Origin of the sequence: Nocardioides sp. Soil777 (assembly GCF_001428425.1) — a bacterium.
Taxonomy (GTDB): Bacteria; Actinomycetota; Actinomycetes; order Propionibacteriales; family Nocardioidaceae; genus Nocardioides; species Nocardioides terrigena.
The window spans coordinates 371,169-384,142 of the sequence record NZ_LMSN01000015.1; the positions used below are offsets into that span (position 1 = coordinate 371,169).

At 71.3% G+C, this 12,974-nt stretch carries 11 protein-coding genes; 5 read left to right on the forward strand and 6 right to left on the reverse strand.

Features of this window, described 5'->3' with window-relative positions; translation table 11 throughout:
• Window positions 1-3 precede the first annotated feature (3 nt).
• Complete coding sequence (locus tag ASG88_RS12460; protein WP_056887722.1) at window positions 4-603, reverse strand: NAD(P)H-dependent oxidoreductase; 600 nt, start codon at window positions 601-603, stop codon at window positions 4-6.
• A gap of 67 nt (window positions 604-670) precedes the next feature.
• On the opposite strand from ASG88_RS12460, the gene ASG88_RS12465 reads away from it, so the two are divergent.
• Both ASG88_RS12465 and hflX read left to right on the forward strand, forming a co-directional pair.
• Window positions 671-1,255, forward strand: a complete 585-nt coding sequence (locus ASG88_RS12465) for a TetR/AcrR family transcriptional regulator (RefSeq protein WP_056887872.1) — start codon at window positions 671-673, stop codon at window positions 1,253-1,255.
• Between the two features lie 43 nt (window positions 1,256-1,298).
• Window positions 1,299-2,855 (forward strand): GTPase HflX, encoded by a 1,557-nt coding sequence (gene hflX, locus ASG88_RS12470; protein ID WP_056887723.1) that lies wholly within the window; start codon window positions 1,299-1,301, stop codon window positions 2,853-2,855.
• Here hflX and ASG88_RS12475 read toward each other — a convergent pair.
• Entirely contained in the window at window positions 2,852-4,099 is a 1,248-nt protein-coding gene (locus tag ASG88_RS12475) for an ROK family transcriptional regulator (protein WP_056887724.1), read from the reverse strand. The two genes, hflX and ASG88_RS12475, sit on opposite strands and share 4 nt — an antisense overlap.
• A 129-nt stretch (window positions 4,100-4,228) precedes the next feature.
• On the opposite strand from ASG88_RS12475, the gene secD reads away from it, so the two are divergent.
• Together secD and ASG88_RS12485 are read left to right on the forward strand one after the other, a co-directional pair.
• Window positions 4,229-6,502, forward strand: coding sequence for a protein translocase subunit SecD (secD, locus tag ASG88_RS12480; RefSeq protein WP_056887725.1), 2,274 nt, complete (start codon window positions 4,229-4,231; stop codon window positions 6,500-6,502).
• 85 nt (window positions 6,503-6,587) lie between these two features.
• On the forward strand, window positions 6,588-8,594 hold the full coding sequence (locus tag ASG88_RS12485; RefSeq protein WP_056887726.1) for an ATP-dependent DNA helicase: 2,007 nt from the start codon (window positions 6,588-6,590) through the stop codon (window positions 8,592-8,594).
• A gap of 70 nt (window positions 8,595-8,664) precedes the next feature.
• Here the strand turns inward: ASG88_RS12485 and ASG88_RS12490 are convergent, their stop codons facing one another.
• Window positions 8,665-9,474 carry a phosphatase PAP2 family protein gene (locus ASG88_RS12490; RefSeq protein WP_056887727.1) on the reverse strand — a complete coding sequence of 270 codons (810 nt, stop codon included), beginning with the start codon at window positions 9,472-9,474 and terminating at the stop codon, window positions 8,665-8,667.
• 111 nt (window positions 9,475-9,585) lie between these two features.
• Window positions 9,586-10,311 carry a transcriptional repressor LexA gene (lexA, locus tag ASG88_RS12495; RefSeq protein WP_056887728.1) on the reverse strand — a complete coding sequence of 242 codons (726 nt, stop codon included), beginning with the start codon at window positions 10,309-10,311 and terminating at the stop codon, window positions 9,586-9,588.
• A gap of 329 nt (window positions 10,312-10,640) precedes the next feature.
• On the opposite strand from lexA, the gene ASG88_RS12500 reads away from it, so the two are divergent.
• Entirely contained in the window at window positions 10,641-11,012 is a 372-nt protein-coding gene (locus tag ASG88_RS12500; protein ID WP_082600351.1) for a LysM peptidoglycan-binding domain-containing protein, read from the forward strand.
• A 397-nt stretch (window positions 11,013-11,409) separates the two neighbouring features.
• On the opposite strand, the gene ASG88_RS12505 is transcribed toward ASG88_RS12500, so the two are convergent.
• Both ASG88_RS12505 and ASG88_RS12510 read right to left on the reverse strand, forming a co-directional pair.
• A complete protein-coding gene (locus ASG88_RS12505) occupies window positions 11,410-11,958 on the reverse strand; it encodes a hypothetical protein (RefSeq protein ID WP_157559704.1) in 549 nt (182 codons plus the stop codon).
• 329 nt (window positions 11,959-12,287) lie between these two features.
• Complete coding sequence (locus tag ASG88_RS12510) at window positions 12,288-12,905, reverse strand: DUF6318 family protein (RefSeq protein ID WP_157559705.1); 618 nt, start codon at window positions 12,903-12,905, stop codon at window positions 12,288-12,290.
• Window positions 12,906-12,974 lie beyond the last annotated feature (69 nt).

Sequence of the window (12,974 nt, forward strand, 5' to 3'; positions counted from 1 at the left end):
TCGTCAGGCGGGCCGGCCCGCGAGCGGGCGGCTCTCCACCCCCGCGTCGGCGGCGCCGAGCACCCGGGTCCGCTCGAGCCACTGCGCCCGCCGGTCGCCGTCGGCGTTGCGCACGTCAGTGAAGCGGGTGACCCGGACGGGCGTGATCCCGCAGAACTCCAGGGTCCGGCCCTTCAGCTGCTTGACGGTGGTGTCCCCGACGAGGGGCAGGTACCACCGCGGGGAGTCCGAGGTCACCACCACCCGCCCGGTGCGACCGGCGAGCAGGCCTTCGGGGCGGCCGTCGTCGCGGTAGCGGAAGGCCCAGCCGATGACCAGGGCGCGGTCGAGGAAGCCCTTGAGCAGCGCCGGCACCGAGCCCCACCAGACCGGGGTCAGCACGGTGACGTGCTCGCTCCACTCGATGAGCTCGCGGGCGCGGGCGAGGTCGGGCTCCACCTCCTGGCCGGACCGGTAGCCGCGGTGGAGGTCGGGGTCGATCGCGAGGTCGCGCAGGGACAGCAGGACGGCGTCGTCGCCCGCCCCCTCGACGTACGCCCGGGCGAGGGCGGCGGTCAGGGAGTCGGGGTCGGGGTGGCCGTCGATGACGAGGGTGCGGGTCATGGCGAGCTCCTGATCTGGACAGTGTCAACAATCTGGACAGTGCCCACTGTCCGGTACGATGTTGCTCGTGTCAAGATCCAGTTCGTCCTACCACCACGGCAATCTCCAGTCCGCGCTGGAGGACGCCGCGCTGTCGCTGCTGGAGACCCAGCCGGCGGCACGCATCAGCCTGCGCGAGGTGGCCCGCCGGGCGGGCGTCAGCCACAACGCCCCCTACCACCACTTCGGGGACCGGGCGGCCCTGCTGCACGCGCTCGGCGTCCGGGCGATGCGCGAGCTGCTCGAGGCGCAGGAGGCAGCCGTGGTGGCGGCCACCGGGCCCGTCGACCGCGTCCGCGCCCTCGGGGCGGCGTACGTCGGCTACGCGGCCGACCACCCGCAGTCGTTCGCGCTGGTCTTCGACCCGGAGTACTGCCCGCCGGGCGACCCGGCGGCCGACATGGCGCCGCTGATCACGCGCAACGAGGAGCTGCTCGCCCGCGAGGTGGCGGCCCTCGTGCAGGTCCCGGGTTTCGTGGGGCGTGACCCGGCGGCGCTGGCCGCGGCCCTGTGGGCGACCGTGCACGGGATGGCCGAGCTCGTCATGCTCGGGCACCTGCCCCGCGAGGTGGCCGAGCCGGCCCTGGCCGCGCTGGTGGGCGGGGGCTCCTAATCGCCTCGCGGTATCAGGAGCGTCGGCCTACTCTTGACGGCATATGACGAACGCACCTGACTTCAGCCTCGACGCCGAGCTCGACGCGACCCGCACGTGGGACGCCGACCCCGACGCTGGATCCGACTGGGAGAGCGGCTACGCCGACCAGGAGGCCGACGCCGACGGAGATTCCGACGTCGACCTCGTGTCGGCCGACGGCCCGGACCCCGAGGAGCTCGACGAGGACCTCACCACCGGTGAGCAGGACCTCGCCGCCCGCCACGCCCTGCGCCGGGTCGCGGGACTGCGCACCGAGCTCGAGGACATCACCGAGGTCGAGTACCGCCAGCTCCGCCTCGAGCGCGTCGTGCTCGTCGGGGTGTGGACCGAGGGCACCGTGACCGACGCCGAGAACTCCATGGCCGAGCTCGCCCTGCTCGCCGAGACCGCCGGCTCCGAGGTCCTCGACGCGATCTACCAGCGCCGCACCAAACCCGACCCCGCGACGTACATCGGGCGCGGCAAGGTCGACGGGCTGCGCGAGATCGTGCAGGCCACCGGCGCCGACACGGTGATCCTCGACGGCGACCTGGCTCCGAGCCAGCTGCGCAACCTCGAGGACAAGCTCAAGGTCAAGGCGATCGACCGCACCGGGCTGATCCTCGACATCTTCGCCCAGCACGCGAAGTCCAAGGAGGGCCAGGCGCAGGTCGAGCTCGCGCAGCTGCAGTACATGAAGCAGCGCCTGCGCGGCTGGGGCGGCAACCTGTCCCGGCAGGCCGGTGGTCGGGTCGGCGCTGACGGCGGCGGCATCGGCGGCCGTGGTCCCGGTGAGACCAAGATCGAGACCGACCGGCGCCGCATCAACACCAAGATCGCCAAGCTGCGCCGCGAGCTCAAGGACCTCAAGGGCACCCGCGAGACGATGCGCCAGGAGCGCTCGCGCAACCACATCCCGAGCGTCTCGATCGCGGGCTACACCAACGCCGGCAAGTCCTCCCTGCTCAACCGGCTCACCGACGCCGGCGTGCTGGTCGAGGACTCGCTGTTCGCGACTCTCGACCCGACCACGCGGCGTACGACGACCCGCGACGGGCGCATCTACACGATGTCCGACACTGTCGGCTTCGTGCGGCACCTGCCCCACCAGCTCGTCGAGGCCTTCCGCTCGACGCTGGAGGAGGTCGCCGAGTCCGACCTGATCCTGCACGTCGTGGACGGCTCGCACCCCGACCCCGAGGGCCAGCTGGCCGCGGTGCGGGGGGTCTTCGCCGAGATCCACGCCGACAAGGTCCCCGAGCTCGTCGTCATCAACAAGGCCGACGCCGCCGACCCGCTCGTGCTGGCCCGGCTGCGCGCGCGCGAGCCGCACAGCGTCGTCGTGTCGGCACGGACGGGGGAGGGCATCGAGGACGTCATCACGGCGCTCGAGGCCGACCTGCCGCGCCCGACCGTCGAGTTCTCCGTGCTGCTGCCCTACGAGCGCGGCGACCTGATCAACCGGCTGCACCAGGAGGGCGAGATCTCTTCGCTGGAGCACACCGGTGACGGGTCTCTCGTCAGCGGCCGCGCCAACGCCGACCTCGCCGGCGAGCTCGAGGCCTACGCCGTCAGCTAGGCGGTCACGCCGAGCGTGGCCAGCCGCGCGTCGACGCTGTCGGGCTGGAGGAACTCCTCGATCACGGTAACTGCCGCCCCGGTGATGGCGGCCCGTGAGCCCACCCGCGACGGCACCAGGTCCAGGTGGCTGGTGGCGAGCGGCAGGCTGCGGGCGAAGACCACCTCGCGGATCCCGGCCATCAGGCTCGGGGCACCCGCGGCGAGGCTGCCGCCGACGACGATGACCGACGGGTTGAGCAGGTTGACGACCGTGGCGAGCACCTCGCCGATGTCGCGCCCGGCACGGCGCACGGCGGCGGTGGCCCGGGCGTCGTTGCGCTCGAGCAGCTCCAGCACCTCCCGGGTGCCGATGTCCTCGCGCGGGCGGCCGGGGAAGAGCTCGGCGGCGATCGCGCGGCCGCTCGCCACGGCCTCCAGGCAGCCCGTGTTGCCGCACTCGCACGGTACGTCGGGTGCGTGCGGCGCCCGGACGTGCCCGAGGTCGCCGGCGGAGCCGACCGCCCCGCGGTGCAGGCGACGGCCGCTGATCAGGCCGGCGCCGATGCCGGTGGCGACCTTGACGAAGACGAAGTGGTCGACGCCGGGGTAGGCGCTCGCGTGCTCGCCGAGGGCCATCAGGTTGACGTCGTTGTCGACGTAGACCGGGGCGCCGAGGCGCTCCTCGACCCACGAGGCGACCTTGAAGCCGTCCCAGCCGGGCATGATCGGCGGCTTGATCGGCACGCCGGTGGTGTGCTCGACCGGGCCGGGCAGGCCGATCCCGATGCCCGCGAGCTGGGTGGTGGTGGCGCCAGCCTCGTCCATGAGCTGCCGCGCGGCGTCGACCAGCCAGCCCAGCGCCGGCTCGGGGCCGTCGGCGATGTGCAGCTCGCTGGTGGTCTCGGCGATGACCGTGCCGGCGAGGTCGGTGAGGGCCACCGTGACGTGCGTGGCGCCGAAGTCGGCGGCCAGCACGACGTACGCCCCGGGGTGGAAGGAGAGCCGTGTGGCGGGCCGTCCGCCGGTCGAGGCGCCGACCCCGGAGCTCTGCACGAGGCCGGCCGCCGTCAGCGAGTCGAGGCGGGCGCCGAGGGTGGAGCGCGACCACCCGGTGTGCTCGATGAGCTCGCTGCGGGTCAGTCCCTCGTGCTCGCGCAGGAGCCGGAGGAGCTCGCCGGCACCCCGCGCGGTGGGGATGGTCGGTGCCGATGGGGGCCGCGAAGTCGGCCTGGTCGATGGCCGGCGGTCCGCCTCCCTACGCATGGGACGAGTCAACCATCTTCGCGCGTGCGGCACGGATGACCCCGGGCCGATCTCGTGAGCCACTCGCGTCATGACGCGATCGGAGAGGCGATTGACGGCGTTCACCAGTCGTGGGAGAGGATGTCGCGCATGTCACGCGGTGCCGTTCTTCGCTTCCTCCTCGTCCTCGGTCTCCTGGCGGGGTGTGCCGCGATCGCGCTGGGCGTCAAGCCCAACCTCGGCCTCGACCTGCGCGGTGGCGCGCAGTTCGTCTTCGAGGCCAACGACACCGAGACGACCGAGGCCACGGCCGCCAACGTCGACAAGACCGTCGAGGTGCTGCGCGGTCGCGTGGACGCCCTCGGCGTCGCCGAGTCGACCCTGGTCCGCCAGGGCGACAACCGGATCCTCGTCGAGCTCCCGGGCGTCACCAACGACGACGAGGCGCAGGAGGCCGAGGAGCGGATCGGCCAGACCGCCCAGCTCAGCGTGCACCCGGTCGTGGCGGTGGCCAACGGCCCGGACGCCGAGCCCAGCAAGGAGGGCAACGAGGTCCTCCCGGCCGAGGACGGCCAGTTCCTCGAGATCGGCCCCACCGCCCTCCAGGGCGACGAGATCACCGGCGCCGAGGCAGTCCAGCGAGAGAACAGCGTCGGCTACGCCGTCGCGGTCGACTTCAGCGGCGCCGGCTCGGACGCCTTCGGCAAGCTCTCCGGCGACGCCGCGTGCGCGACCGGCGACCAGCGCCGGATCGCCATCGTGCTCGACGGCGAGGTGATCTCCAGCCCCGAGGTGCAGGTGCAGTGCGGTGCCAACATCACCGGCAGCACCGACATCACCGGTGACTTCACGCTGGCCACCGCCAGCGACCTGTCAGCCCTCATCGAGGGCGGCGCGCTGCCCCTCGAGCTCGAGCTGGTCTCCGACCGCCTCGTCGGCCCGACCCTCGGCGAGGAGGCCATCGACGCCTCGATCGAGGCCGGCATCATCGGCCTCATCCTCACCGGCATCTTCATCATCGTGGTCTACCGCCTCGTCGGCGCGATGGCCACGATCGCGCTGGCGTCGTACGCCCTCATCGCCTACGCGATGCTGCTTGCCCTCGGCTCCACGCTGACCCTGCCCGGCCTCGCGGGCTTCGTGCTCGCGATCGGCATGGCGATCGACGCCAACGTGCTCGTCTTCGAGCGCGCGCGGGAGGAGTACGCCGCCTACCCGTCGGCCGGGCTCCGGCGCGCCCTCGCGGTGGGCTTCAACAAGGCGTGGAGCGCGATCATCGACTCCAACGTCACCACCCTTCTCGCGGCCGCCCTGCTCTTCATCCTCGGTTCCGGGCCGATCAAGGGCTTCGGCGTGACGCTGTCCATCGGTGTCATCGCGTCGATGATCTCCGCCCTCGTCATCGCCCGGGTCCTCTCCGAGCTGAGTGTCTCCTCGAAGGCCGTCGAGCGTCGTCCCGCGATCAGCGGCCTCGGCAACATCGGCCGGGTCCGCGCGTGGCTCGACCGCTCCGACTTCGACATCATGGGCAAGCGCAAGATGTGGCTCGGGATCTCCGGGGCCGCGCTCGTGCTGGCCGTCTCGGGCATCGTCACCCAGGGCCTCAACCTCGGTGTCGAGTTCTCCGGCGGCCGCCAGCTCGACTACTCGGTCTCGGAGGAGGTCACGGTCGACGAGGCGCGCGAGGCGATCGCCGGCGCCGGCTTCGGCGAGGCTGTCGTGCAGGGTGCCGACACCGCCGACTTCACGGTGCGCACCGGCGTGATCTCCAACGAGGAGGAGCAGAAGATCGAGGATGCCCTCGAGTCGATCGGCGGCACCGTCACCAAGGAGGACGACCAGACGATCGGCGCCTCCCTCGGCCAGGAGCTCCGCGACAAGGCTCTCATCGCCTTCGGGATCGCCCTGCTGGCCCAGCTGCTCTACCTCGCGGTCCGCTTCAAGTGGACCTTCGGCGTCTCCGCCGTGGTCGCGATGGCCCACGACGTGGTCCTGGTCGTCGGTCTCTTCGCGTGGCTGGAGAAGCCGATCGACGGCATCTTCCTGGCCGCGGCGATGACCATCATCGGTCTGTCGGTCAACGACACCGTCGTGGTCTTCGACCGCATCCGCGAGCGCTGGCACGGGTCCCGGCCGGAGGACGAGTTCAACACGATGGCCAACCGGGCGGCCATCGAGACGATGCCGCGCACCATCAACACCGGCCTCGGCACCATGTTCATCCTGGTGGCGCTCGCCGTGCTGGGGGGCGACTCGCTGCGCGACTTCGCGATCGCCCTGCTCGTCGGCCTCGTGGTCGGCACCTACTCCTCGGTCTTCACCGCCACGCCGCTGCTGACCTACCTCCAGGAGCGGGCGCCGATGAGCCGGGTCAAGAAGGAGAAGGTCGTCCGCGAGCTCGACGACTCCGGGGCCGTCGTCTGACCGTCCGCTCCGTCGGACCGTCCTCACCGGGCGGCCCTGTGGAGTGGCTTCGGCCTGTGTCGGTCTCGCCGCATAGGGTGCTCCGGTGCCAACTTCCGACTCCGGTGTGACCCCCCTGCTCCACGAGGCCGTGACGGCGCTCGGGGGCCAGGAGCGCACCGGCCAGGTCCGGATGGCCGAGGCGGTCGCGACCGCCTTCACCACCGGCGAGCACCTGCTCGTCCAGGCCGGCACGGGCACCGGCAAGTCGCTGGCCTACCTCGTGCCCAGCCTGCTCCACGACCAGCGCGTGGTGATCGCGACCGCGACGCTCGCGCTGCAGCACCAGCTCGTCGAGCGCGACATCCCGCGGCTCATGTCGGCGGTGGCCGGTGCGCCCGGTGGCAGCAAGGTCGACACGTCGTACGCCGTGCTCAAGGGCCGCTCCAACTACGCCTGCCTGCACCGCATCCGCGAGGGCGTGCCCGACGACCAAGGCGCCCTGGTCGACGTCCCGGTGGGGTCGATGGCCGAGACGGTCCTCGAGCTACGCGGCTGGGCGGAGAAGGAGGCCGAGGACGGCGGCACCGGCGAGCGCGACAACGCGCCGCGGCACACCGACCGCGAGTGGCGCCAGGTGAGCGTCAACCACCGCGAGTGCCTCGGGGCGGCCAAGTGCCCCTTCGGCCAGGAGTGCTTCGCCGAGCTGGCGAGGGAGAAGGCACAGCGCTCCCACCTCATCGTCACCAACCACTCGCTCCTGGCCATCGACGCCATCGAGGGCGTGCCGATGATCCCGGAGTACGACGCCGTGGTCATCGACGAGGCCCACGAGCTCACCGCCCGGGTCACCCAGGCCGCCACCGACGAGCTGTCGGTCAACGACGTCGAGCGGGCCGCCCGGCGCTCGCAGCGGATCGTGGAGGACGGCTCGGCCGACGCGCTGGCCGAGGCCGCGGATGCGCTGTCCGACGCCTTCGAGGCCACCATGGCCGGGCGGATCGAGCGGATGCCCGACCAGCTCGGCGAGGCGCTGGCGCTGGTCCGCGACGCCGCGCGCACCTGCCTGTCGGCCTACCCGCGCGAGAGCGCCGGCGACGGGGGCGAGGCCGACCCGGGCCGCACCCAGGCCAAGGGGATGGTGCAGGACGTCTTCGCCAACGCCGAGCGGATGGCCGCCGACCTGGAATCGGACGTGCTGTGGCTCAGCGAGCCGCCGCCCAACATGTCGACCCGCATCCCGCCGCGGCTGCACGTGGCGCCGCTGCAGGTGTGGGGGCAGATGCGCGACAAGCTGCTGTCCGACAAGACGGTGGTGTTCACCAGCGCCACCCTGATGCTCGGTGGAGACTTCAACGCCGTGGCCTCCTCGATCGGGCTGAAGCCGACCGAGCGGGTCGAGGACGGTCTTGCGGCCCCGGCCGACACCGCCGACGGGGTGCTCCCGTGGCGCGGCATCGACGTGGGGTCGCCGTTCGACTACGGCCAGCAGGCCATCCTGTACGTCGCCCGCCACCTCCCGCCGCCCGGTCGCGACGGACTGGTCAAGAGCCAGCTCGACGAGATCTGCGAGCTGGTCGACGCGGCCGACGGGCGCACCCTGGGGCTCTTCTCCTCGCGGCGGGCCGCCGAGGCCGCGGCCGAGCACGTCCGCACCGCGCTGCCGCACCTCACCACGTTGGCCCAGGGCGACGCCCAGCTCCCCGAGCTGGCCAAGCAGTTCGTCGAGGACCCGCACACGATCCTCTTCGGCACCCTGTCGCTGTGGCAGGGCCTCGACGTGCCGGGCGACACCTGCCAGCTGGTGATCATCGACCGCATCCCCTTCCCGCGCCCCGACGACCCGCTGATGTCCGCGCGCCAGCGGGCGGCCGACAAGGCCGGCGGCAACGGCTTCATGCAGGTCGCGGCCACCCACGCCGCGCTGCTGTTGGCGCAGGGGGCCGGGCGGCTGATCCGCACCACCACGGACCGCGGCGTCGTCGCCGTCCTCGACCCCCGGCTGGCCACCGCGCGCTACGGCGGCTTCCTCAAGGCATCGCTGCCGCCGATGTGGACCACCACCGACCCGGCGCTCGTGCGGAAGGCGCTCGCGCGGCTCGCGTCGGGCTGAGGGCTGGGTCCCGCTTCTTGGTGCCTGCTGCCTCGCGCCTCGCCGGGGGCGGTGAGCAGGCCACACCTTCTCAGTGCCGGTCGGCCAGGTGTGACGAGGGAGCGCCCACGTCGCTGCCGGCAGCCTCGTCGTACGCCCGCTGCGGGCCGACGGTCCGCCAGGCGATGAGCACGACCGCCCAGCCGGCCACCACGTCGAGGACCCAGTGATTGCCCGTCCCGACGACCACCACGGCCGTGATCAGCGCGTGGGCCCAGGCAAGCGCCGCGACGGCCCGTCGCCGGGTGACGTGGCTGACCGCGAGGGCGACCCACAGCGCCCACCCGGCATGCATGCTCGGGAACGCGGCCAGCTGGTTGGTCAGCCAGCCCAGCCCTTGGGGGGCCGACGCCTCGCCGCCCCACCAGCCCGCGGCCGAGTGCACGGCGAGCAGGTCGGTCCAGCCGTCCATCAGCCGCGGGGGTGCGGTCGGCATGGCCAGGTAGGCGAGCAGCGCCACCCCGGTGGCACCGACCAGCGCGAGCCGCGCCGGTCCGTACGCCGCCCGGTGCCGGACGTAGAGCCAGACGACGACCACCAGGGTCAGCAGGTAGTGGGCGCTCGCGTAGTGGAACGACGCCACCACCCCGACCGTGTCGTGCTCGAGGAACCACCGGTTGAGGCCGGCCTCGACGTCGAGGTGCAGGGTCCGCTCGAGGTCGAGGATGCGGGCGGCCCGGGTGATCGCCGGGGCCAGTGAGTCGTCCGCCAGCACCCGGCTGACGGCGTACCCCATGTAGACGAGCGCGAGGACCCCGAGCTCGCGCAGGCCGGGCCGACGGACCGGCGGGGTGGTGCGCGCCGTACGGGTCCGGACTGCGGGAGCGACGAGAGAGGCCACCCGGCCAGTGTTCGCGGCGAGGCGCCCGGGCGCATCGGGATTTTCCCCGCGGTTCCCCCGACACGGGTGTCAGGGGATCCCGGGGTCTACCGGCCCGGAGGCCGGGGTGGGTCACATACGGCGCAGGACCGCGGTGACCTTGCCGAGGATCGTGGCGTGGGTGCCGTCGATGGGGTCGTAGGCGTCGTTGTGGGGGAGCAGCCACACGTGGCCGTCCTTGCGCTGGAACGTCTTGACGGTCGCCTCGCCGTCGATCATCGCGGCGACGATCTCGCCGTTGGACGCCGTCTGCTCCTGGCGGATCACGACGTAGTCGCCGTCGCAGATGGCCGCGTCGATCATCGAGTCGCCGGACACCTCGAGCAGGAACAGGGTGCCCTCGCCGACCAGCGACTTGGGCAGCGGGAAGACCTCGGTGATCTGCTCCTCGGCCAGGATCGGTCCACCGGCGGCGATGCGGCCGACCATCGGGACGTACGTCGCCGGGGGAGCCGTGTTGCCGATGTCGGTCTCGTCGATGCTGGTCTCGTCGGCGCTGGAGATGGAGCGGCGGGCGGCCATGAGTTCGGGGAGGAACACCTCGATCGCGCGCGGCCGGTTGGGGTCACGCTTGAGGAAGCCCTTCTCCTCCAGCACCTTGAGCTGGTGGGCCACGCTCGAGGAGCTGGTCAGCCCGACGGCCGCGCCGATCTCACGCATGCTCGGCGGGTAGCCCCGCGTCTCGATGGCCTCCTTGATGGTGGCGAGGACGCGCTGCTGACGCGGGGTGAGTCCGGTCGCGTCCGGGGGGCCGTCGGGCATCTCGACGACCTTGCCCTTGCGGTCCTTGCTGGCCATGGGGTTCCTCCTGAGCGGTCCTGCTGCTGGGCCTGTCCGTGCTGCGTTGACGCCAACCGTAGTCCTGTCGCGGACTCGACTTCAAACATTTGTTCGAACCGCGTGTCGTGTGGAACTCGATTGCGACACGTCGAACAAATGTTCGTCCAGACCCTTGCGTCGTTCGAACACACGCTCTACTGTCGAACACGTGCTCGATCGAACACCTGAGCGATCCACGGACGAAGTCACCGGCAGTCTCGGCGGCGTTGTCGGTGGCTTCCTCTAGACAGATCCCAGATCAACCGATCGACACCACCCACCGGCTGACTCTTCCCCTGGAGGCCAACATGAGCACCATCACCGTCTCGCCCGCCTTTGCCCCGACCCGCAGCTCGCGGACCGCCCGCACGTCGTCGCGGTCTGCAGTGCGGCTGACGCGGAGGGGCCGTGTCGTCGTCCTCATGGCGTCGTTGGCCCTGGTCCTCATGGCCGGCTTCTTCCTCGGCTCCGTCGCCGTCGGCACCAACGAGGCCGGCCAGACTCCGGCCACCGAGATCGTGATGGTCGAGCCCGGCCAGAGCCTCTGGAGCATCGCTTCCGACCTCACCGACTCCGGTGACGTCCGCACGACCATGCGCGAGATCGAGCGCCTCAACGCGCTCGACACCGTCGCGCTCTCCGCGGGGCAGAAGCTCCGCGTGCCGGTCAGCGACGACTGACCTTCTAGTTCTCCGCCAGCCGACTCGACCCCGGCTGGCGGGACCGGGGAAGACAAGGGGCGGGCCCATCGGGCCCGCCCCTTGCGGCATTTCGGGGCGTGTTCACGGTGCTCGCGGCGGTTACGAGCTAGTCCCCAGTGACTCCGTTCGTAGTCCGCTCTCGGACCCCTCTCGAAGCCCCCGCCGCGGAGTACGACCTGCGGTACCCACGACCGCAGGTCCCAGTCGGCGGAACCTCTCGAGACTCCCGCCGCGGAGTACGACCTGCGGTACCCACGACCGCAGGTCGCAGTCGGCGCGCGGGTCGTCCGGATGCCCCCGCCGGGTCGCTCGGACATAGCGGCCCACGTGGTCCACCCGGTGGGTCTCGTGGGCCGCCATCATCCCGGCGCCCGCATCAGCGGACGAGTTGCGGCTTGGCATCGAGGACGGCAACGGTGACGGGTGTGCCGTCGATGGTCACGGTGCCGTCGACCGGTCGCCAGTTGGGCTGGCCCACGACCCTGAACTGGGCGGACCAGGTCGTGTCCACGCTCAGATCGAGTCCCTCGGACGTCTTGGCGTAGGTGTGGGTGATCAGGTCGCCCACGTCGGCGCCCTCGGTCCACGCCTTGCCCGGTTCGGCGGTCTCCTGGCTGGTGTCGTCCCCGTGGTGCCACACGAACCGGCTGGGCCACACCTCGAGCAGCACGTCGACGTTGACCCGCTCGAGGCGAACCGGGATCTGGTGCCTCTCCGCGCTCGTGGACAGGATCGTCGGGAGGTTGACCAGTGTCTCGCCGCCGGGAGGCTGCACGTTGATCGTGGACTGGGGGAGCGCGACCCGCTTGAAGGCGTTCAGGACCTCAGCGGGGATGTCGACGGTCTGTGTCGGGGTGGTCTCCGCGGGCTCGGGATCCCCCGGGCACTGGGTGTACTGATCGATGACATCCCCGTTCTCCGCCAACTGGAACCACGTCGCAGCGGGCGAGCCGTCCTCGCAGATGTACGTAGCGATGCACCCCGAGGCGCTGACCGTGTCGCAGGCTGGCTGCAGAACCCAGCGAGTAGGGCTCACGTCCTCGCCGGAGTCGACTGGCTGCGCAACGCTCTGCTGTGTCCCACCTTGCTCGTTCGGCTCCTGCTGCTGCTGGCCGAAGATGACCACTCCCGTACCACTCGCGTTGGCGCCCGTTCCCGTCTCGTCTCCCGCGGTAGCAGTACCCAGGCCCATGATGGTCGATGCGGTCACAGCGACTGCCACAACGAGACCTCGCAGGAAATGAGAGCGGCGGTTCACAGGAGCGTCCAATCCGCCATTTGCCAGTCGCCGCTGGTCTGAATAACAGCGGCGAAGTCGAACTCGGAGGTGCCGGCCGGGTAGGTGCCGTCAAGCCCATCGACCTTGCTGCCGCTGATGACCTGCCTGGAGTGGTCGACGCTGACACGCCCTACGAATGAGGAGCCCCCGCCCGGGAGGGCGCCCTGCTCCGAAGCTCGAATGGCAGTCACTTCGTACGCTCCCCCGGAGATTGAGCCACCGGCCTCGTAGGTCCTACGGACGGCCTCGAGGGATCCTTGGCAGGTTTCACAACCCTCGATCGCCACGTTCGACAACTTCGACGTGTCACCCGTGGCCTGGGCGTAGGTCAGCAGGTCGAAGTAGTACGAAACGAACGCTTCCGCTGCCTCCACCCCGTCCCCCTCCGCCTCCGGTGGAAGCGTCGGCTCCACCGGACCCGTCTCCGTCTCGTCCGGCGAGGGCGACGAGGTCGTCGGATCGGGAATCTCCGGCGTGGGCGCTGCGTCGGAGCAGCCGGCAAGCAGGAGCGGCAGGATGCAGGCGGCCGCGAGAGCGCGGCGTACGGGGCCAAGCTTCATGAAGACCTTCTTTCCCGAGAACGCCGGATCCATGCCCGAGCGCGGCCGACGCATCAGAAACTAAGCCAAGAACGCCGCGAGATCGACCCCTGCTTCGTGCCC

Excerpts from the sequence above, each read along its gene's own strand:
- ASG88_RS12510 (WP_157559705.1), bottom strand. The coding sequence starts at position 12,905 with ATGGATCCGGCGTTCTCGGGAAAGAAGGTCTTCATGAAGCTTGGCCCC.
- lexA (WP_056887728.1), bottom strand. The coding sequence starts at position 10,311 with ATGGCCAGCAAGGACCGCAAGGGCAAGGTCGTCGAGATGCCCGACGGC.
- ASG88_RS12500 (WP_082600351.1), top strand. The coding sequence starts at position 10,641 with ATGAGCACCATCACCGTCTCGCCCGCCTTTGCCCCGACCCGCAGCTCG.
- ASG88_RS12475 (WP_056887724.1), bottom strand. The coding sequence starts at position 4,099 with ATGCGTAGGGAGGCGGACCGCCGGCCATCGACCAGGCCGACTTCGCGG.
- ASG88_RS12460 (WP_056887722.1), bottom strand. The coding sequence starts at position 603 with ATGACCCGCACCCTCGTCATCGACGGCCACCCCGACCCCGACTCCCTG.
- secD (WP_056887725.1), top strand. The coding sequence starts at position 4,229 with ATGTCACGCGGTGCCGTTCTTCGCTTCCTCCTCGTCCTCGGTCTCCTG.
- hflX (WP_056887723.1), top strand. The coding sequence starts at position 1,299 with ATGACGAACGCACCTGACTTCAGCCTCGACGCCGAGCTCGACGCGACC.